At 36.4% G+C, this 22490-nt stretch carries 11 protein-coding genes and 1 tRNA gene; 8 read left to right on the top strand and 4 right to left on the bottom strand.

Translation table 11 applies throughout. The features are described from left to right. The first annotated feature begins 132 nt into the window (after positions 1-132). On the top strand, positions 133-561 hold the full coding sequence (locus MM214_RS17470; RefSeq protein WP_241297462.1) for an FKBP-type peptidyl-prolyl cis-trans isomerase: 429 nt from the start codon (positions 133-135) through the stop codon (positions 559-561). Between the two features lie 121 nt (positions 562-682). Here MM214_RS17470 and MM214_RS17475 read toward each other — a convergent pair whose 3' ends face one another. The 3 genes from MM214_RS17475 to MM214_RS17485 form a co-directional block, all read right to left on the bottom strand. Then, positions 683-1072 (bottom strand): hypothetical protein, encoded by a 390-nt coding sequence (locus MM214_RS17475; protein WP_241297463.1) that lies wholly within the window; start codon positions 1070-1072, stop codon positions 683-685. Positions 1073-1220: 148 nt separating this feature from the next. Next, positions 1221-2039 carry a hypothetical protein gene (locus MM214_RS17480; protein ID WP_241297464.1) on the bottom strand — a complete coding sequence of 273 codons (819 nt, stop codon included), beginning with the start codon at positions 2037-2039 and terminating at the stop codon, positions 1221-1223. Continuing rightward, positions 2036-2797, bottom strand: a complete 762-nt coding sequence (locus tag MM214_RS17485) for a UDP-2,3-diacylglucosamine diphosphatase (protein WP_241297465.1) — start codon at positions 2795-2797, stop codon at positions 2036-2038. The genes MM214_RS17480 and MM214_RS17485 overlap by 4 nt, the downstream gene beginning before the upstream one ends. A 1309-nt stretch (positions 2798-4106) precedes the next feature. Between MM214_RS17485 and MM214_RS17490 the strand changes: the two genes are divergently transcribed. The 6 genes from MM214_RS17490 to gmd all read left to right on the top strand — a co-directional run bounded on the left by MM214_RS17490 (position 4107) and on the right by gmd (position 20323). Next, positions 4107-10655, top strand: coding sequence for a polyketide synthase (locus MM214_RS17490; protein ID WP_241297466.1), 6549 nt, complete (start codon positions 4107-4109; stop codon positions 10653-10655). A gap of 107 nt (positions 10656-10762) precedes the next feature. Continuing rightward, on the top strand, positions 10763-15958 hold the full coding sequence (locus tag MM214_RS17495) for a non-ribosomal peptide synthetase (RefSeq protein ID WP_241297467.1): 5196 nt from the start codon (positions 10763-10765) through the stop codon (positions 15956-15958). A 25-nt stretch (positions 15959-15983) separates the two neighbouring features. Next, positions 15984-16769 carry a 4'-phosphopantetheinyl transferase family protein gene (locus tag MM214_RS17500; protein ID WP_241297468.1) on the top strand — a complete coding sequence of 262 codons (786 nt, stop codon included), beginning with the start codon at positions 15984-15986 and terminating at the stop codon, positions 16767-16769. Between the two features lie 416 nt (positions 16770-17185). After that, entirely contained in the window at positions 17186-18181 is a 996-nt protein-coding gene (locus MM214_RS17505; protein WP_241297469.1) for a mannose-1-phosphate guanylyltransferase, read from the top strand. A 2-nt stretch (positions 18182-18183) separates the two neighbouring features. Beyond that, entirely contained in the window at positions 18184-19140 is a 957-nt protein-coding gene (locus MM214_RS17510) for a GDP-L-fucose synthase family protein (protein ID WP_241297470.1), read from the top strand. A gap of 22 nt (positions 19141-19162) precedes the next feature. Beyond that, a complete protein-coding gene (gmd, locus tag MM214_RS17515) occupies positions 19163-20323 on the top strand; it encodes a GDP-mannose 4,6-dehydratase (protein ID WP_241297471.1) in 1161 nt (386 codons plus the stop codon). 351 nt (positions 20324-20674) lie between these two features. Here the strand turns inward: gmd and MM214_RS17520 are convergent, their stop codons facing one another. After that, positions 20675-21412 carry a porin family protein gene (locus tag MM214_RS17520; protein WP_241297472.1) on the bottom strand — a complete coding sequence of 246 codons (738 nt, stop codon included), beginning with the start codon at positions 21410-21412 and terminating at the stop codon, positions 20675-20677. Positions 21413-21749: 337 nt separating this feature from the next. Here MM214_RS17520 and MM214_RS17525 point away from each other — a divergent pair. Next, a tRNA-Arg gene (locus MM214_RS17525) sits at positions 21750-21823 on the top strand. Positions 21824-22490: the final 667 nt, after the last annotated feature.

Below are 22490 nucleotides of genomic sequence, written 5' to 3' on the forward strand. Positions count from 1 at the left end.
TAATAAAATTTATGTTCAAAAACGAACGAAATATGATCGATTGTGAACGCTTTGGTAAAGGGGTGAGTCTAGAGTTTTTATCCCTGTTAAAATTGCCTACCTTTGTTTTTTATAATCAACAATAAATATACTATGTCTTTAGCAAACAAAGGAAATTCAGTAAAAGTACATTATACAGGGAAATTGAAAAGTGGAGTAGTTTTCGATTCTTCCGAAAATAGAGAACCTCTTGAATTTGTACTTGGAGATGGAAATATGATCAAAGGTTTTGATGCTGCTGTGCATGGGATGCAAGTAGGAGAGGCTAAATCTGTAACCATACCTTCTGAGGAAGCTTACGGTGGGAAGCGTGATGATATGATGGTTGATATCCCAAGAGCGGAAGTTCCAGCTGACATCAAGCCAGAAGTAGGAATGGATCTTACCCTTCAAGGACCGCAAGGTCAACCAATGCCTGTCAAAGTGGTATTCGTAGATGAGGAGAAAATCACCTTGGATGCAAATCATCCATTGGCTGGCGAAGACTTGATTTTTGACATTACGCTAGTAGAAATTGCTTAAGGATCGATCTTCTTAAATGTAAATTCATAAAAAAAGCCATTAGTAATCTAATGGTTTTTTCATGTCTTGTATGTTTCAAATCACTGAACTCTTTTTGCGGTCAAATGAAGTACCAATTGAACTAGTTGATTTCTTGAATTGAGTTACTACTTCTTTTTCCTGGAGGGATAGCATAGATACTTTTTGTGATATTGTATTTTGCATTGCCCACTTCTACTACGAAAAGTTGACTTTGAACATTGCTGAAGTCAAAAGTTTTTTTGTTTCCATCTTCTGGAAGAATTCTATCTTCGTGAATTAAATTACCCAAAGTATCAAATACCTTTATTTTCGTAACTACCAAGGGTCTTTTTTCTAATACTATTGTGAATTTTTTGATGCCTTCTGGTTTAAGCTCGAAAGGTACCATTTCTCTGTTGAGAGCGGAAGGAAAGGAGATCTCTGATTCAACTTTTGTCCTTTTCTTGAAAATTTGTCCCAAAGCATCCATAGAAGAAAGTGACAACGTCATCAATAAGACTATTGTCAAATAGTGGAATTTAGGCTTCAGGTTTAGAGGTTTGATCATGGGATTGCAAAAATGCAAAAATCAAACCATTTTGTTGCACATTATCATTGGAATTTAACAATTTTTTATAAAAATAATCGTTTTTGACTTTTTAGAAGTTTTTAGGCTTTTTGTAGATTAAAATTTCTTCAGAATTGTAGAAAATCACATTTTTTTTGCTAGTTACGACTTTGTGATTTGTAACTTCAACAGGTAGTGTATAATGTGCTTTAGTATCACTGATGAAATTATGTAAAACTAATTGATTACTTTGGTTGTATATCAGATTTTCTTTATCAAAAGAGATTCCTGTGATCTTGATATTGATTGTTTTTATCAAATTCGCTTGATTATCCAATATACTTATTCCTTCATTTTTTATATTGACAAACACCATGTTTTGATATTCTTTGACCTCTAGAACATTCAAGTCGGAATTATTTAAAATCAGATTTAATGGTTGTTGCTGTGTGATTTGGTTTCGGCGATGGTCAAATTGTTTCAAACAAAAGTCCGATTCATCATAGACCCAAATGATGTTATTGTTGCCAATTGTGGCTGCTTTCGCGAGATTTACTCCCTTGGTTTGGATGGCAATTTCACTCAGTGGGTTTAAAAATCTGTCGAAAAGCCTGTATTCTTGTAAGTCTACAGAAAAAGTGAATACATTGACAGTCCATGCCGCCTCTATGAAATCTACTCTACTTTGACGACTGGGTGAGAAATTATTTACATACACACCATCTTCATCAAACTGATATAGGTCCCCCTCCGATGTACCTATAAATATACTTTCCTGATTGTCTATGGATAAGCCAGTTATCCTTTCAAGTTTTATTGCTTTCGGCTGTCCCCAAGCTACATCTTGTGCATTTGATATTTGATGTATGCAGCTGAGAAGGAATATAAAAGTCAACAAGCGTCTAATCATCCTTCGAATTTTTTTAAGTGAAGCCCTTCTTTGTCTAGCACTGCATAAGTGAACTGAGAAACCCATTCGCCTAAGTTAATGTATCGAGAATTTTTTCCCACTGGAAGGTCAAGAGGCAAATGCCTGTGACCAAAGATGTAATAGTCAAAATCTCTACTTTTATCTATTTGCTTACAATAGGCCCATAGCCATTCTTCCTCTCCTTTAAATAGGTCCTCTTGCTTTTCCATATTGGATAAGCGGCTCTTTCCAGACCAAGCTTGTGCGATCCTAATACCTATATCAGGATGAAGCCATTTAAAAATCCATTGAAAAAAGCGGTTTGTAAATATACTTTTAAGGAATTTGTAAAACTCATCTCCAGGTCCAAGACCATCTCCATGACCTATTAGGAGTTTTTTCCCCTCCACCGTTATTTCCAAAGGGTTATGATTGATAGGAATGCTCAATTCTTGCGTGAAATAATCTTTGAACCAAAGGTCATGGTTTCCTGTAAAAAAAATTATAGGAATTCCGCTGTCTCGAAGAGAAGAGATTTTAGATATGAATTTTATAAATCCTTTAGGAATTACTTTGTCATATTCAAACCAAAAATCAAATATATCACCTACCAAAAATATCGCAGCTGCATCTTTTGAAACCTCATCAAGCCAATTTATGATTTTTTCCTCTCTTTGACGACTTTGCTCCCAATTTGGAGCGCCCAAGTGAAAATCAGATGCAAAATAGACTTTTTTGTGACCTAGCTTAATGTTCATGCCTTTTTTCTAAACATCCCAAAGATATAAAAAAGCTAATAGATATCTTTTGTGAACTTAACTCAATTCTTGTAATAGCGCAGTGTTTGTTAAAACTCGGAGAATAATTGGCTGATGACTTTTTTTTAGAAAATAGCGATGCAATAGATTTTGAAGGAAAAACAAAATATTTATATCTATAAAAAAGTTGTTCTCTAAAGCACTAGTAATCAACGTGCCCAGAGTGATTGCGTGATTAGGAGGTTGTTAGATGCGTCTATTGCTGAATTTAACACATTAACGGGTTAAGGGTTGGTTTTAAACCTGAAGACACGTTTTTTGTTTGAGGTGTTCTTCCCCTAGTTCAAGTGGATAATCATAGTTTACAATAATTTGAGTACAGTCTGAACCGGCTGATATTAAGAAGATTATATCAATTGCAAATGACAAAAAAGTATTTGTTGAAAATTTTAACAGAATAACTTTTTTATGAAATACAAATTAATGTATATTTACAACATAAAAATGCATCCAAATAATTCCTATTGAAAAAATATTGGGTCTTTAAAGTGATTTAGATTCAAATAGGCAAGCTTATTTGTTGATCGATATCTTAGCTAAACATTGGTAGTAGTTTTATTGATGTAATCTTCATTTGCCCCAGCAGTGGAAAGAGCTGAAATTGATTTGTCTTAATATTTCTAACGACAATAGAGGGCTTGCTCGCATATGACGAAGTATGAATAGATAATAAACTTGGATCATGTATATGTCCGTTTATTTCATTAAATTTAATAAACACTTGATTTGTATTTGGTTACAAGTTTTAGGTGGTCACTTAGGGAGGAGGGTTCTTGGATACATTCTTAAAATGAAAGCAAGTTTCTGTCAGCAAAGGAATAAAACGTAATTGTGAATTGTAATAATTAGCGAACTGAGTCAAGCTCGGAAAACAAGTCGTGGTTCTTAGGGAAGTTCCACATTAAAAATACCCTAACCTGTAGATTTGTTAAAGGACCATCTGTATCAGATGGTCTTTTTTTCTGTATTTTGATTTGATTAATTGAAATCGTTTATGGTGATTTTTTAGCTACTTGGGTTAAATGATTTTTCTGTATTTTCAATTTTATGTCTAAACTATTTTTTTAAACTAGTATAAGTTTCTGTAAATCAATTGAATGAATTTATTTTATCTGGTTAATTATGCTTGTAACATGTATTTTGAAATTAAATAAATGAATTTTAAATACAGAAATTTGTATATTAAATTACTTTTTATAACTTTGTTTCAAGTTAAACCAACTCTGGATTTTTGAAAATAAGAGGTGATATGAGACATAATTACAGTAGAATACAATCATTTTTTGAAGATCAGGTAGTAGCAATGCCTGATAGGATTGCCGTTATTTATAAAGAGAATTCTCTCACTTATCAGCAATTGGACAATGCTTCTGAAAAGCTTAAAAATTATTTACTTGTTCATCATGCTGAGGAGGATGTAATTGGTGTAAGTGCATTAAAACATTTACATACTATAACTTCAATTCTAGCTATTCTAAAGGCAGGAAAGACTTATGTCGTAATAGATACGCTTCATCCACTAGAAAGACTGGCCTCTGTTATTGAGATTGCAGGCGTTCATGCATGCATAGCAAGTGATGTTGAAAAGTCTCAAATGGAGGCATTAGGACTTCACTTTATCCATTTTAGTGCTCAAGATTCAGACAATCAATGTTTATCTAAAGTTTTTGAGAATGAAATTTTGGCAATTTTATTTACATCTGGATCTACAGGAGTGCCTAAAGGGGTCAGGCTAAAGCATAAGGGGCTAATCGAAATGGTAAAGTTTCGACAAACTCAAATTGGAGAAAATCGCCAAGATAATGTTTTACAATTTTGTTATCTAGGGTTTGATGGTGCTATCAAAGAGATATTTGTAGCGATTTCCTCTGGCAATACATTGCATCTGATCGATGAAGTAGATAGACTGGATTCGAAGTTTTTGTTGAATTATGTTTTGAAGCATGAAATAAACAGACTTTTCTTACCATTTGTCAGCTTACAGTACTTTGTCGATGAAATTCTTCAGTCTGAAGATTTGCCCTATTCACTTACAGAGATCACTACTGGAGGGGAGTTATTGAAGATCACTCCACAGATCAGGTCCTGTTTTGTCAAATTGCCAAACACGAAGCTTAGAAATCTTTATGGACCTACAGAAGCAAGTGTTTTTGTGACAGCTCATACTTTGGAAGGTGATGCGAATAAATGGGATGAAATCCCGCATATTGGCTATTCTGTGGCAGATTGTAGGCTCTATGTGCTAAATGAGCAGCTTCATCAGTGTGCTAATGGAGAAAGCGGAGAGCTTTATATCATGGGCAATTGCTTAGCTGAAGGCTATCAGAAAAGAGATGATTTGACAGCTGAGTTTTTTGTTTCAGTACCCAATCTTGATCCGGATTTTCAGATTGCGTATAAGTCAGGTGACATTGTAAGTAGGAATGCTGATGGATCTTTTGTGTTCAAAGGAAGGGTAGATGACCAAGTAAAGATACGTGGCAATAGGGTTGAATTGGGTGAAGTTGAGGTGAACATCAATAAATACCCTTCAGTAAAACAGGCAGTGGTCAAATTAGACATCGATTCGACGAATCAGAAGATGATTGTAGGATATGTTCAATTTGAACAAAAAGTGCAGGATCAAATTTCCAAACTTAGGACATTTTTGGAGGAAAATTTGCCAAGCTATATGATTCCTGACTTTTTTATTGAAATGGATGATTTTCCTAAAACTGCTTCTGGTAAGGTCGATAAAAAGGCTTTACCTAAGCCACTGAAAATTAGGAAAAATTTCCACTTCCCATACCTGAAGCCAAAGAGTGAAATAGAGGAAAGACTATGCCAAATATTTTCGGACATACTTCAGTTTGATGTTGTTGGTGTCCAAGATAATTTCTTTGAATTTGGGGGAAATTCATTGAAAGCACAGAAGCTTGTCGCTACGATAAGGGTTGAATTGAATTTAGAAATCCCAATAGTCAAACTATATCAATATCCTACTGTAGTAGAAATAGTTAGAAATTTTATCAGTAATAAATCAAACGAAGCGACTAAGACATTAAGCTTTAATCAAAAAAACAAGAAATCTGAAAGCCATGAGGTGGCGGTGATAGGAGTAGCAGGAAGATTTCCGAATACAGATAATGTCAAAGCCTTATGGGATTTGTTGATTAACGATAGAGAGGCGATTCAATTTTTTGAAAATTATGAGTTAGATTCTTCTCTAGATCCTGAAATTATTAAGCAGCCAAATTATGTAAAAGCTAGAGGGCTAATCAAAGAGGCAGATGAATTTGATGCTCGATTTTTTGGTTTGAATAAGATGCTTGCAGAGGCAATGGATCCTCAGCAGCGGGTTTTTCTGGAAGTTGCTTATGAGGCTTTGGAAAGTGCTGGATACAGAAGTAAGGACGCAAACTCCCAAATCGGAGTATTTGCAGGTGTAAGTTCCAATACTTACTTTCTCAATAACCTCATGCATTACCCTGAAAAGATTCAGGCTTTGGGAGATTTTCAGGTAAGCTCGCTCAACGAAAAAGATTTTGTAGCTAGTAGAGCCGCATATCATCTGAACCTTACAGGTCCAGCAGTTAGTGTCTATTCAGCTTGTTCATCTTCTTTATTGGCTATTGTGCAAGCCACTGAAAGCATTAGGTCAGGGAATTGTGAAGTAGCACTTGCAGGCGGATCGAGTGTCAAAAGTCCTATGAAAAGTGGGCACTTGTATGAAGAAGGTGCGGCCTACAGCAAAGATGGCCATTGTAAATCTTTTGATCATAATGCTCAAGGAACAGTTTTTAGTGATGGAGTTGGTGTGGTTTTGCTAAAGGATTTGAAAGCGGCAGAGCGAGATGGTGATCAAATCCTAGCAGTAATCAAGGGCGTAGGTGTAAACAATGATGGCGGAGGAAAAGGAAGCTTCAGTGCACCAAGTGTAGAAGGTCAAGCTTCCGCTATCAGAATGGCTATGAATGATGCCAATATCAGTCCAGAGCATGTGAAATTTGTAGAAGCCCATGGAACTGGAACACCTCTAGGCGATCCCATAGAAATAGAAGGTTTGAAAATTGCTTTTGGAGATACAAAGCAAAAAAATTATTGTGCCATAGGTACTATCAAGAGCAATATAGGTCATTTGAATGCAGCATCAGGTGTGTCAGGTTTCATCAAAGCTGTGCTTTCAATACAGCATAGAAAGATGGTGCCTGTTCATGGTTTTGAAAAATTAAATACCAACATTGATTTAGAAAACTCGCCATTTTTCATCAATGATAGATTGACTGCCTATGCTGAGGATGAGGTCTTGATTGCTGGAGTCAGCTCTTTTGGGGTGGGTGGTACCAATGTTCATGTAATATTATCTCAACATGAGCAAATAGAAGCATCCGATGAAGAGGAGAGTAAGAATGCGGTCTCAATGCCCTTACATATCATCAACTGGTCTGCCAAAAGCGAAAAGTCTTTAATGTCCTATGCCGCAAGACTAGCAACATATGTCTCAGATCAAGAAGATGAGGATATTGAAGGTATTGCCTCTACTTTGCAGCTTTACAGGCCTGATTATCCACTACGTAAGTTTGTTCTTGCCAAGGATAAAGTAGATTTACTAGATAAATTGCAATATTTGATTAGTGATTTCAATGTCCATAAAGAAGCCTCAAGGGAAAAAGATTTTGCATTTTTATTTACAGGACAAGGGGCTCAATACGTGGGAATGGGGTACGAATTGTATCAGTATTTTGATGCCTATCGTGAGACGATGGATCAAGGTAGAGCCTATATTGAAAGGTTTTATGGGTACGATATTTTAGAAATTATTTTCTCAGCATCACAATCTGCCGAAGCATCCCAAAGATTGAGACAAACTCAATATACTCAACCTGCCATTTTTCTTACGGAATTTGCACTAGGTAATCTCTGGATTTCTTTAGGAGTAGAGCCGCTGATTCTCTGCGGTCACAGTATTGGGGAGTATTGTGCAGCGGTGTTTGCAGGAGTAATGACATTCGAAGAAGCCTTAGGTATAGTATGTAAGAGGGGACAGTTGATAAGCCAATTGCCACAAGGTTCTATGCTTGCAGTAAGGGCTTCTGCTGCTCAAGTGAGTTCATATCTTAATTCTCATGTTTCTCTTGCAGCAGTGAATACGCCTCATGCCTGTGTACTGTCTGGAGATCAGACGGTAATCAAAGACCTGTCTTTGACATTGCAAGCGGCTGGTTTTCAGTCTAGACTTCTCCAGACTAGTCATGCTTTTCATTCATATATGATGGAGCCAGTTCTAGGGGAGTTTGAGAATGAAATATCAAAAATTACACTTAGAAGACCAAAGCTTCCAATAGTATCCAGTGTGACGGGAAGTCTTCTAAAAGACAGTGAAGCGATGAGTGCCAACTACTGGGCAAGGCAGATTGTCAATCCAGTATTGTTCTCCGATGCCCTGGTGACCATTGACCAGCAAGGCTCTTTCAACTTTCTAGAGGTGGGACCAGGCAATGTTTTAAGCAGTCTGGTTAGACAGAATCCATTATCACAAAGAGGGGAAGTGTATCATAGTATTGCTCACAACCCAAATAGTGAAATAGAACTCCAAACTTTCCTGAACACCCTAGGGAGAATTTGGGAATCGGGAAATTCCGTGAATTTCAAGCCTGTAAACAAAGTAGATAAGCTTATAAAGGATCTTCCAACCTATGCATTTGACAAACAACGCTATTGGTTAGACCCTCCTCAAAAACAACAAACTGAGCAATTATTTGCCAAAAACGAAAATTTAAATAAAGTAGAAAATTTAATTACAGCTAGGGAAATGAATACTACAAAGATTTTTTCTAAAAAAATTCAAGAAATTATACTTGATGCTACAGGTGTACAAATGCCAGACGAGAATATAACTTTCTCTGAAATGGGTCTTGATTCACTTGTTTTGACACAGCTTGGTTCGAAATTTAGAAATGAATTTGGTGTCCAGTTAAGCTTTAGACAATTAAATGAAGAGCTTCAATCAGTAGGTCAAATCTCAACATATATTGACCAAAATATATCTAATGAAAAGAAGGAGATATATTTGCCTACCTCCGGTCCTGCAGCGCATTCACCTACTTTGGATATTCCCCAGCAAGAACCGACCTCTTCCAATTTCAGTTTGCCAAATCAGGCATTTACTCCGCAACAAACATATGTAAGTAACGGTGTTCAAAATGCCATGATCAATATGATCGCCCAGCAAATGGAGTTGCTGTCTCGGCAATTGAATAGTATACAGCAGCACAATTTGAATACGACTCCTCCAGCAAATCCAAATCAGCCTGTAGTTCCTGTACCAACTAGCCAAGAGGTTCAACCAAAAGTCAATGAGACGACTGGATTCAAGCTGTCTGAAGCAGAGTCAGTGGAACTTAAGAAGCCATTTGGAGCGATTGCTAGGATTCAGAAGAAAGATGTGGAATTAAGTATGGAGCAGAAAATGTTCATTAATGCGCACGTGGAGCGATTGGTGGCGATGACAAAATCTTCAAAAGCTTATACCCAAAACCATAGGTCACATATGTCTGATCCTAGGGTGGTTACTGGATTCAAACCCGCTATCAAAGAGATGGTTTATTCTTTGGTGGTCAATCGATCACTTGGGAGCAGAATTTGGGATATCGATGGCAATGTGTATTTAGATGTTTTGAATGGATTTGGATCTATTATTTTTGGACATAGACCTGAGTTCATCAATGAAAGATTGAGGGAACAACTAGATAAAGGTTATGAGATTGGCCCACAGCATCCACTTTCTGGAGAGGTCTGTCAATTGCTCTGTGAGATGACAGGACACGACAGAGCTGCCTTGTGCAATACCGGCTCAGAAGCAGTGATGGGAGCTATGAGAATTGCCAGAACTGTTACAGATAGAAGTTTAATAGTATCTTTCAATGGTTCATATCATGGGATTTTTGATGAAGCTATCGTTAGAGGAATTCAAAACAAAAAGGTATTCCCAGCAGCGAGTGGTATTATGGAGAACTCCGTTCAGAATATGCTGGTACTTGATTATGGAACAGAGGAGTCGCTTCAGATCATTAGAGAAAGGAAAGATGAAATTGCAGCAGTTCTGGTAGAGCCTGTTCAAAGCCGTCGACCTGAGTTCAGACCTGTAGAATTCCTTCAAAAGGTAAGAGAAATAACCTCCTCATGTGGTGCTGCATTGATTTTTGATGAAGTTATCACTGGTTTTAGAATGCATTTGAAAGGTGCTCAAGGTGTATTCAAAATCAAAGCAGATATATGTACCTATGGAAAAGTAATAGGTGGAGGTCTATCTATTGGCGCAATTGCAGGTGATAAACGATTCATGGATGCCATTGATGGAGGCTTTTGGCAATATGGAGATGACTCTGTCCCTGAAGTAGGTGTAACTTATTTTGCAGGTACATTCGTCAGGCACCCTTTATCACTCGTAGCTGCCAAAGCAGCATTGGAATTTTTACAAAAAGATGGAGGCAAACTCCAGCACGTATTGACACAAAAAACCTCAGAACTTGCGGAAAGATTGAACCAATATTTGTCAAGTAAAAGCCTTCCATTTGACATTGTTCATTTTGGTTCTTTATGGAAATTCAAGCCAAGATTTGATGTCAATTATACAGAGTTAATATTCTCCTTGATGAGAGAAAAGGGTATACAGATTTATGATGGATTCCCTTGTTTCATGACTACAGCACACACGGATGAGGATATTGACTTTATAGCAAATACTTTCATAAATGCTGTAGAGGAACTATTGGCTGTGGGGTTTTTCAAAGAAAGTCTAATCATGCAAAATGCTTAACTGAAATTGTAAGGTGCTGATTTATAGTATAAAATCAGTATGAGTTCAGTTGCATCTTCAAAATCTACAAAGGGTTATAGGGTAGTAATTTTTATAGTACATTAAATATGGATACGATTAAGGAATTAACAACAAACAATAAGGTTTGCCTCACAAGTGAATCTCAGCAAGAAATTTGGCTTAGCTGTGTGATAGGTGGTGAGGATGCAAACAGAGCTTTTAATGAATCTCTTACATTAGAATTGAGAGGTTTCTTAGATTTATTGTCATTGAAAAAGTCAATTTCTGATACCATTCAGAGGCATGAGATTTTGAGAGCAGTATTTTCTGATGATGGGCATACTTATGAAATCAAAAACCATATTGAACCATTTGAGTATTTAGATTTACAGGCTTTCGAAGAATTGAAGCGTGACAAAATTCTCAAAGAACTTATCAATGAAGAGATGATGAGAAATTTTGATTTGGTAAATGGTCCACTATATCAAATCACGCTGATTCAAACTTCGCATGATGAGCTTTATGTTGTATTTACAGCTCATCATATAGTTTGTGATGGTTGGTCCTCTGGCGTTTTTCTGAGAGATGTGTCTAGACTATACAACGCCTACTTTCAAGGTGTTAACTTGCAAATGCCCTCTCCACCGAGCTATAGCATTTACAGTAAAGAAGAATCTGATTACCTTCATTCGGCTGAGTTCGCAAGAAATTTAGATTTTTGGAAAAAGGAGATCGGCTCAGATCCAATTAGTTTGAGTCTGCCTACAGATTTTGAGAGATCAGAGAATAGGACTTACAATGGGAGAAGAATTGATACTATCATAGAGCCAGTTTTGGCTGCTAAGCTAAAAGTATATGCAAAAAGTAAAGGTGTTAGCTTTTTTAATCTCATGCTTTCTTGCTTTGAATTGCTCATGGCAAAGGTTTCCAATCAAAGACAATTTTTAATTGGTCTTCCTTCAGCTGGTCAAGTGACCACAGAGCAATATGACTTGATGGGGCATTGTGTGAATCTATTACCACTTCCAGTACAGGTTGATTTGAAACTTTCTTTTGCAGACTATTTGAAAGAGAGAAGAAGAAAATTGAATGAAGCACTAGATTATCAAAGAATCACATTTGGAACTCTTTTGAAGCAAATGAGAATTGCGCGAAAGCCAAATGAAATTCCAGTAGTTCCTATTGTATTTAATGTTGATCTAGGAATGGACGATCAGATTCACTTTTATGGTCTAGACTATTCTATTCGAACCAATCCACGAAATTTTGAGAACTTTGAGCTCTTTTTGAATCTTTTTGAGACAAAAGAAAAACTAGCTCTTGAGTGGTCTTATAATCCAGATTTGTATACCGCAGATACCGTTTTGAATTGGTCTGAAGGACTAATTGGTCTGCTGAATCAAGTGCTTGATATGGATACATGCTCTATTCATCAGCTGATCATGCAAGACAAGGATCGCGTGACACTACCTTCTTCCATGGAAGCTAGTCAAGTGGAGGACTTTGTCCCCGTGGTCCAAATGGTGGAAAATGCTGTAGATAGATTTTCTAGTAAAGTAGCCGTCATATTCAAAGACAAGCCGTTGACTTACTATCAGCTCAACTCCATATCAAACAGACTTGCTCGTCAATTGAAGTCGATAGGTGTCCAAAAAGGCGATAGGATCGGAGTGGTAATGGAACGTTCAGAAAAGATGATCATTGCTATTTTCGCTATTTTAAAAGCAGGAGCAGCATATCTGCCAATTGATACGGATTATCCAATCAGTAGAATTGATTTCACTTTAAATGATGCAGAGGCAAAATTTGCTTTAATTGATAAAAGAAACCAAGAAAAATTCAAAGACCTTACCCAAACCATTATTTATGATGATGCAGCTGCTCAAAGCTTGGGTTTTGGAGATGGTAATGTGGAAGTGGAATTGACTCAAAACGACCCTGCGTACATTATTTACACATCTGGCTCGACGGGAAATCCGAAAGGAGTAATATTAGACCATGGTAATTTACACAGCTTTCTGATGAATGTCAGCGAGACACCAGGGATTGTTAGTGAAGATGTGTTTTTGGCTGTCACGTCCAATTCGTTTGATATTTCCATTTTAGAGCTTTTCTTGCCTTATGTTCATGGTGCTCAGACATTTTTATTAGATAATTATGAGAGAAGGGATCCTGAGGTAATGCTTGATATTATCCATAGGCATCAAATCACCGTAATGTTTGCGACACCATCTCATTGGAAAATGATGTTGGGCAAAGGGTGGGAGAAGAATTTCTCGTCATTAAAAGCAATCAGTGGGGGGGAACCCTTGGAAATTCACGTAGCAGATAGGTTATTGGATAGAGTGGGTTCACTTTGGAATATCTATGGGCCAACTGAAACTACAGTTTTTTCGACCATAAAAAAAATTACCACAAAAGGGGAAGCCATTTCAATTGGGAAACCGATCAAAGGAACCAACATATATATAGTGGACGATTTCGGAAACATCGTTCCAGAAGGTGAAGTCGGTGAGTTGTATATCTCTGGTCAAGGTGTAGGGCAGGGATATATCAACAGGGATGATCTAAACGCCCAAAAATTCAGCTCAGATCCATTTAAACAAAATGCTAATCTACGACTTTTCAAAACTGGAGATCTTGGGAAATATGATGCTTCAGGTGAGCTTTATTGTTTGGGTCGTAAAGATCAGCAAGTAAAGTTCAGAGGATATAGAATCGAGTTGGATGAGATATCCAATAAAATTGTCTCTATCCCAGAAATCAAGGATGCACTAGTCGATATGAAATCTATCGGAGATGAGCAGCACTTGGTTGCTTATGTCATTCCTAAGCAAATCCATAATGAAAGTGAACTAGATTCATGGAAACAAAAATGGGACAGTGTCTATGATGAAGGGCAGAGGAAGATTGATGATCAAGATGGAAAAGTAGGTGATTTGGACTATGTCATAGCACAAGTTTTGGGGAGTGACGTTAATCTGGAGAAAGAGGCCGAGGAATGGAAGCGACAATCTATTCAAAGATTGAGAAGTTTAGGTGCCAAAAAAGTAATAGAGGTCGGTTCTGGTGCGGGTCAGATAGCATTGGAATTAGCTCCTACAGTGGATTCTTATATAGCTACCGATTATGCTGTCACTGCTATAGATAACCTCAAGAAGAAGATTGAGAGTAGAGAAGATTTGAAAGGTAGACTTTATGCAGAAGTTTCTCCAGCCCATAATTTCACTTTTGCATCAGAAGCTTCGGTCGATTTAGTGATCATCCATAGTGTCGCTCAATATTTTCCAAGCTTCACTTACCTTACAGATACTATCAAAAATAGCCTGAAAACCTTGGAAGAGGGTGGCTGCTTATTCATTGGAGACATGCAGAGTGCAAGTACTTTGGAAATGTACCATGCATTTGATCAGTTGAGGAACTCGAAGCCAAGTATGTCTATGGATTCTTTTAAAGAAGTTGTGAGTAGAAGAGTGATGGTAGAAGATGAACTTACAGCTGACCCTTCATTCTTTTATCATTTGAAGGATATCTTTCCTGAGATCTCAGCTGTGGACATACAGCTGAGAGAAGGGACCCTTCTTAACGAGACTACAAAATACCATTATGACATTTGGATCTATAAAGGTGGCGGAAAACAAAATCAGAGCGTAGAGTTGACCTTAGATTGGACAAGCTTTCCTCAAGAGTCTGATACATTGGGTAGATTTTTGAAAGAACGAAAAGGTAAAACCATCTTGGTAAGAAATTTGCCAAATGAAAGAACTTTGCAAGACTTTAACTTCTACAAATTCTTAAAGCAATCTGGAAATAACTCTCTGGTAGGGGATTTTAAAGGCATCACTTTTGAGCCTGTTTCAGAACACCTTACTTTAGAAGGATATTGGTCTGTTGCAAAAGAAAATGGTTTTAGGGCTCATATAAGATTTCAAAACGATGGTACTGACAATCTGCTTGAAATTTGTTTGATCCCTGAATCTTCTACATTTGAAAAGGTATTACCTCCAGTGCCAGCAGCTATATCTTATGGAAACTACTCCGTTAGAGAGCCTTTCAAAAATCAAATGGTGATTGATTTTCAACAAGTCAGGAAGTCATTAGCAGAATCCCTCCCAAGTTTTATGATTCCATCTCATTTTATCCTGATGGATTCATTCCCGCTTTCGCAGAATGGAAAAGTAATCAAGCAAAAGCTACCATTACCCGAGGCTTCATCCTCTGAAGAGACCCTAGTTCATGAGGAAGATATGTCAACACTCGAGCAGGGAATAGCAGACATTTGGAAAGAGGCATTAGCAATTAGCAAGGTTAAGCTAAATGATAACTTCTTTGAACTGGGAGGACACTCTTTGCTAGCAGTGAAAGTAATGTCTAAGATTGATGAAAAATTAGGTGTAAAGATCTCTATATCCACATTATTCCATTACCCTACAATTGCATCATTAGCTTCAAAAATTGCAGAATCTTCTCCTGCCGATGCTTGGTCTTGTATCGTCCCGATCAAGACGACAGGACAAAGAAGACCATTGTATATAGTCCATGGTGCGGGTTTAAATGTCTTATTTTTCTATAATTTGAAAAATTACCTCCACCCTGATCAACCGATCTATGGCATACAAGCCAAAGGGCTAAATGGGACTGACGAACCCCTAGATTCCATTGAATCCATGGCCGATTATTATGTTCAAGAACTTTTGAAATTCCATCCACATGGTGACATCGAAATAGCAGGTTATTCATTTGGAGGTGTTGTGGCATTTGAGATGGCTAGAGTTCTGAAAGATGTTCACGGAATTGATATTCCAAGAGTCATCATGATAGAAGCTTACGCAGATCAATCAAGTGAGTTTCCTAATGCTTTTTCGAAACTTAGAGCAAAAGCAACAATATTTCTCAAAAAGCGGTGTTTCAATTTTAAGCTACTTTTGAAAAATCCAAACTTGTATAAAGAGCACAAGCTTCATTATTATATACTCAATATTGAAAAACTCTATAACTCTTTCATTGACAATAGAGGGGAAAGTGAAATTGATCCCTTGATTATGAGATTCAAGTACATTGAAAAGACTTTGCTTCAAGCATTAAGGAATCACAAAATCACACCAATGGATATAAACGTGACATTATTGAAATCTAAAGATCAATATCATTGGCTTCCGGATTTTGAAACATTTGGTTGGGGGGAATTTGCTTCCCAGGTAAAAGTAGCGATGATTCAAGGTGATCATCAAAAAGTATTTGAATCAGACAATATTGATGTGATGGCTAAATCATTAGAGCTTGCAATCACTGATAAAAGATAATTTACAACATTAATTACAGCGACAAGTGGGAACTTCATTGCAATGCGATTTAATTTTTGATTTTAAAAATGAATTATACGGAGGTGTTGATAGTGAAAAGGTTAGGGTATGGCAAATTCCTGCTTATCCTAATCTTACACATCAAGCTCTAGTAGATCATGCCAAATCTTGGGGTGTCATAGATTTTCTTACTTCTTATGAGCAAGAACTTGTTGGTAGGTATTATTTGGAAGAGGACAGGAATAGGAAATTGATTTCTCAAATAGCCTTGAGAGTTATTTTATCTGAATATTTGATGGTAGATCCAAAGGAGTTGGAGTTTGGGAAAAGTGAGTTTGGTAAACCTTTTATAGACTTGAAAAATCGATTACAATTTAATTTAACGCACTCTTATGATTATATCTATTTGGCTGTAGGAGAATCTATACCATTGGGAATTGATCTAGAGTATGTTTCTCCTACATTTGAATATGAGGAATTGCTTGAGCTGGTTTTTCAACCTGATGAAATTGATCAAATTCAAAATTCAAACAATCCTTTGATGACATTCTTCCAATACTGGACTAGAAAGGAGGCTTTTCTCAAAGCTGTGGGTTATGGTTTTTCTATCCATCCTCAGGCTGTTCCTGTCAATATTGGATTAAACGTTTTCGGCTTAACTAGAGATCTTGGCTTTAAACATTGGAGAAGCAAGACTTTTGAAGTAGTCCCAGATTATATATTAAGTATTGCTTTGGCAAGTGATTCGAGCTTTTCTTTACATTTTGAAGAGTGGGATTTTTTCAAAGAAGTTCCTTTAATCCTAAAATGAATTGCTGACGAAATGTCAATGATCAGTTTTTACAAATGAATGAGAAAAGATTTTTTGTGGACAAATAGATATTCGACTTTTGATACATCTGCTCAAAACTTCAATATGACATCTGTAGTATGATTTTTTGTGAGTAGTTCCAAAAAAAGAGAGGAAGATATCGAAAGGGGAAATCGGAATTGGGTGTGCTGTGAGTTATAGCTAGTTTCCCAATTTCTTCATAAAAAAACTGAGGGATTTTATGTTTATATACAAACTTTTTTGAATTGGTTGATAATACCCTAATTACTATTTTTTGATTAATGAAAATAATAAAATGTATTTTGAATACAAAAATTTGTTTTTTAAAATCATTGTATTAATTTTATGTCGTTGATAAAATAGTTTGTAATCACGATCATTACTATAGCAAATTTATGAAAGTAGTCAATGTAGTTTTGTCAGGAGGAGTTGGTAGTAGGCTATGGCCACTCTCAAGAAAATCCAAACCAAAACAATACCTCCCGCTTTTTGATGGTAGGTCATTGTTTGAATTGTCCATAGAAAGAAACATTACTTACTGCGATGAGATTTGTATTGTGGGAGGGATAGATAACTATCAGTTGTCCAGAGAGATCATGCAGAAAATGAAGGTGAAAAGGTACACTGAATTGGTGGAAGCATGTCCACGAAATACAGCAGCTGCCATTGCCTTTGCAGCTTTTGCTGCAGATCCAGATGATGTGCTTCTGATTACACCTTCTGATCATTTGATCCAAGTAGATGAAGATTACAGAGATGCTGTGCTTCAGGCTATTCAAATGGCTTCTGATGGGCATATTGTGACATTTGGGTTGAAACCCAAGCATGCTGAAACAGGATTTGGATATATAGAACATGATGGTAATGAGGTGATTTCATTTAGAGAAAAACCTTCTGAAGACTTGGCTCAAATCTTTCTAGAATCGGGAAAGTTTCTTTGGAACAGTGGTATGTTTTGTTTCAAAGCAAGTGTATTCTTAGAAGAACTAGAGAAATATGAACCTGTTGTTTATGAAAAGAGCAAGAGAGTGTTTTTTAAAAGAAACGGGATTTATATGAATGATTTGATGTCCAGAGAAATCCCTTCCATTAGTGTAGATTATGCAGTAATGGAGCGAACTGAAAAAATCAAGGTGATTCCATCCTACTTTAGTTGGTCAGACATGGGGAGTTTTCAAGCAATATTTGACGCCGCACCTGCCGATGATCAAAGAAAGATCAATACCAATATGGTCTTGAATTCAAGCAAGCTAGTAGAATTTGTTGGTGTAGAAAATGTGATTTTGGTAGAGACTGATGATGCCATTTTAGTTCTTCATAAAGAAAAAGCTCAAGATGTAAAAAAGGTTTATGAAAGATTGGAACTGGAAAATCCTAAATATTTAAGGTAGAAATGATAAATAAAGAAACAAAGATATATGTAGCAGGTCATCGAGGCATGGTTGGGTCTGCTATTGTAAATCACTTGAAGGAATTGGGCTATCAGCAAATTGTAACCCGAAGAAGTGGAGAACTTGATCTTAGAAATCAACTCGAAGTTGAGTATTTCTTTTCTCAAGAGAAGCCTAAAGTAGTGATAGATGCGGCGGCTAGAGTAGGGGGGATTTTGGCAAATAGAGACTATCCTTATCAATTTTTGATGGATAACTTGAAAATTCAAAACAATCTCATGGAGTTTTCTTTACTCAATGACTGTGAAAAATTCATTTTTTTGGGTAGTTCATGCATATATCCAAAGTTTTCACCTCAACCGATCAAAGAGGAGTATTTGCTAACTTCAGAGCTTGAACCTACAAACGAAGCATATGCCCTAGCAAAAATCTCTGGTGTAAAAACCTGTGAATATATCAGGAAGCAGTTTGGGAAAGATTATAGCAGCTTGATGCCAACTAATCTTTATGGTCCTAGAGATAATTTTGATCTAGAAACGTCCCATGTTTTGCCTGCCATGATCACAAAGTTTCATGAGGCTATGATCCAAGGGAATCTTCCTGTCATTCTTTGGGGAACAGGTTCTCCCATGAGAGAGTTTTTACATGTGGACGACTTGGCTTCTGCGGTAATATTTGCACTTGAAAATCAATTACCAGACAATCTCTACAATGTAGGTACTGGCGAAGATATCACTATCAAAGATTTAGCACTGCTCATACAACAAATTGTCGGTCATAGAGGAGAGATTATTTGGGATGACAGCAAGCCAGATGGTACACCAAGGAAATTGCTTGATGTTTCCAAGCTTAAATCTCTTGGCTGGGAAGCAAAAACTAGTCTTAAAAAAGGTATTATCGAAACGTATGAATGGTACCTAGAGAATTCTTACAATCTTAAAAAAGTTAAAATTAGCTAACCTATTTCGTGTAGATATAATCATGGAAAATTCACAAAACAAAAGGAAAGTAGCATTGATCACTGGAGTGACTGGTCAAGATGGGGCATATTTATCTGAACTATTGCTTTCAAAGGGCTATATGGTTCATGGGATAAAGAGACGTACTTCATTATTCAATACCGACAGAATAGATCACTTGTACCAAGACCCTCATTCAGAAAATAGTAATTTCAAATTGCATTTTGGTGACATGACAGACTCAATGAATTTGACCAAAATCATCCAAGAAACTCAACCTGATGAGATTTACAATTTGGCAGCAATGAGCCATGTCAAGGTGAGTTTTGACATTCCTGAATATACTGCGAATGCAGATGGTATTGGTACATTGAGAATATTAGAAGCAGTGAGGTTATTGGGCTTGGAAAAGAAAACCAAAATCTATCAAGCTTCGACTTCTGAGCTGTATGGATTGGTACAAGCTGTGCCGCAGTCTGAGACTACGCCTTTTTACCCAAGATCTCCATATGCAGTAGCCAAAATGTATGCATACTGGATTACAGTGAATTATAGAGAGGCTTATGATATGTATGCATGCAATGGTATACTTTTCAATCACGAATCTCCTCTCAGAGGTGAAACATTCGTTACTAGAAAAATTACACGTGCCGTTTCCAAAATAGCATTAGGTCTTCAAGATATCTTATATATGGGTAATCTCGATGCTAAAAGGGACTGGGGGCATGCCAAGGATTATGTAGAGGCAATGTATTTGATTTTGCAACAAGACAAGCCTTCAGATTACGTAATTGCAACAGGTGTAACAACTAAAGTAAGAGATTTTATTTCTCTGGCTTTCGCTGAGGTTGGTTTCAATCTTAGGTTTGAAGGTGAGGGTGTTGATGAAGTTGGGATTTTGGATTCAATTGATTACGAAAAATTAGCCCATAATGTAGAGCTTGTAGAGCATAAAGTTCAATTAGGGGATGTTCTTGTAAGGGTAGATCCTGCCTACTTTAGACCTACTGAAGTTGACTTATTAATTGGAGATCCTTCTAAATCCAATAATCAATTGGGTTGGTATCCAAAGTATGATTTGAAGTCCTTGGTAAGTGAAATGGTACTTGCTGATGTGGCACTATTTAGAAAAGATTTAGATCTAATCAAGTCTGGTCACCATATCTTGATGCAACAAGAGTAGTAGTGAATTAATTTAGATGTAGTTTAATTTGAGATTTAGCCTAGAATTTGTTTATTCTAGGCTATTTTTTTGGCTGATTTTCCGATTCTCTTTTTATACCTTAAGGGTTATATAGAAAGGGTACCAATATTTGATTTCAGCCAATATCGGTATTAACTTTTTCTTTCTCAGTATAGGGGAGACCTGCATGATGCTGACAGGTTGCTGTTGATACTTGAACCTTACAATCTATCTAGATGATGTGTACTGGCGTCTTTGCAAATAGATGGACATAAAAAAACCTCTAAAGCAAGGTGAAAGACATAATTCTGACACGTTGCTTTAGAGGTTTTATATTGAATTTATGAAATCCTAAAACAATGCAAATGAAACACCAAAATTGATTTGATTTGCTTCAGTTCCAAATGGACCCTTATCCTTTTGGAAGACTTGATTCAAACCGTAATATCCCCAAATATTGAAGCCAGGGAATCCTAATCTAGTGTGTACCCCATACCTAATTGGTGCAAATCCGTAGTTTTGACGATCTTTAATTTTTCTCTCCAAGCCATTCGCATCTTCAAATGCTACTTTGGTATGAGCATTCATAAGAAATCCCACCTTTCCACCTACAGCTACCCTCATGCTCTTTTTATAATTAGATTTATTAAAGTGGTATCGGATTTCAAGTGGGATGTCAATATAATTTACCGCCACTACATTGGTGTTGACCTGTATGTCGTTTCCATATACATCTCGAATCGCTTGAAGCCTGCTGGATGATGTACCTACAGCTGGATTATTGAATAATGTTCTACCTTCTGTAAAAGCAAGCTTGTCCGTTCCGATTCCAATTCCCGGATTGAAGGTGAACCCAGACCCTTCACCAAATAAATTGAAAGGGTGTTGATAATATGCATTGAATGTCCTCGAAGGGAAAAATCTTGTTTGCAGATCGTCTGGTTTGTTATTTAAAGTATTGAAACCAAAGTCTAAGAATAAATCACCTTTGATATCTGGTCTACCTCCTATGGGAGTTCGCTCTCTCTCTTGAGCAAAAGTGTTGAATGTCAGCAATCCTACAATGAATAATAGTGTTAGTCTTTTCATGAAAGCATTTATTGGATTTTAATCAAGGGGCTAAATTATAAAAACATACTTGATTTACGCTCCTTTTTATCTTAATAATTCTTAATCTGATTATATGCTTTTTTACCAGCAACTTCAATTCATTGGCTCAACAGGTTGTTAATGGTCAATATCCATAAGTATCCAATATCAATTTATATCGGAAGTTAGATAAATCGGAATTTTGTAATGTTATTGGCAAGGTTCCGTATATCTATAATTCTTAATTGATTACATGTTTTGATCAAGTAAATTTTAAAATCCTTAGCAATGAAGTTTGTAAATATGAAAATCATATCTACCTTTGCATTCCAATATTGGCCTCGTAGCTCAACTGAATAGAGCACCTGATTACGGCTCAGGAGGTTTCAGGTTTGAATCCTGACGAGGTCACTTTAACATTGCCGATAAAGATTGGCTTCGAGTACTTCCCACAAGCTTTAAGGATAGTTAATTCACGTACAAAAAATATTCACCCTTTGTACAAAGACATTAATATTACTTTAGGTTGCCAAATTCTTGGATCAACCAAGCCTCAAAAGAACTTCAGAAATTATTTCCATCACACATTATTTTATGATTAAAAATCATGGATATATGTATCATTATGATTGCTATGCATGGCATGGTAATCTATAGTAATGTGGAAAAATCTTTGTTTGGAATCAATGAAAAGTGGGTATTGAAATTATTGTTCTGAAAATCAATAGGAAGAGGTAAAAAGTGAAATTCTTTCTAAATGAGATTAGGAACTTTAAAAAAACTGTCGCACCTTTGCAATCCCAAACGAGGGAATAGGTTTTGAAATAATCAAAATAACAGATAAAAAATAATGGATTAAAAGATTTTAAAGAAATAAAATTTTTTAAAAAATTGTTTTTGGAAATGAAAATTTCTTCCTTACCTTTGCAAACCCAACGAGAGAGTAGGGTATTAAAGATCGCAGAAAAGCTGTAGATATCAAGGGGATACGTTGAGTATTCCATAAGTTCATTGAAGTATTGTAAGACTAGAATAGATTAGCAAGAATATATTTTGTTGATCAATAAATTTTAAACAT

The sequence above is a fragment of the Belliella kenyensis genome (assembly GCF_022549675.1).
In the GTDB taxonomy this organism is placed as follows: domain Bacteria; phylum Bacteroidota; class Bacteroidia; order Cytophagales; family Cyclobacteriaceae; genus Belliella; species Belliella kenyensis.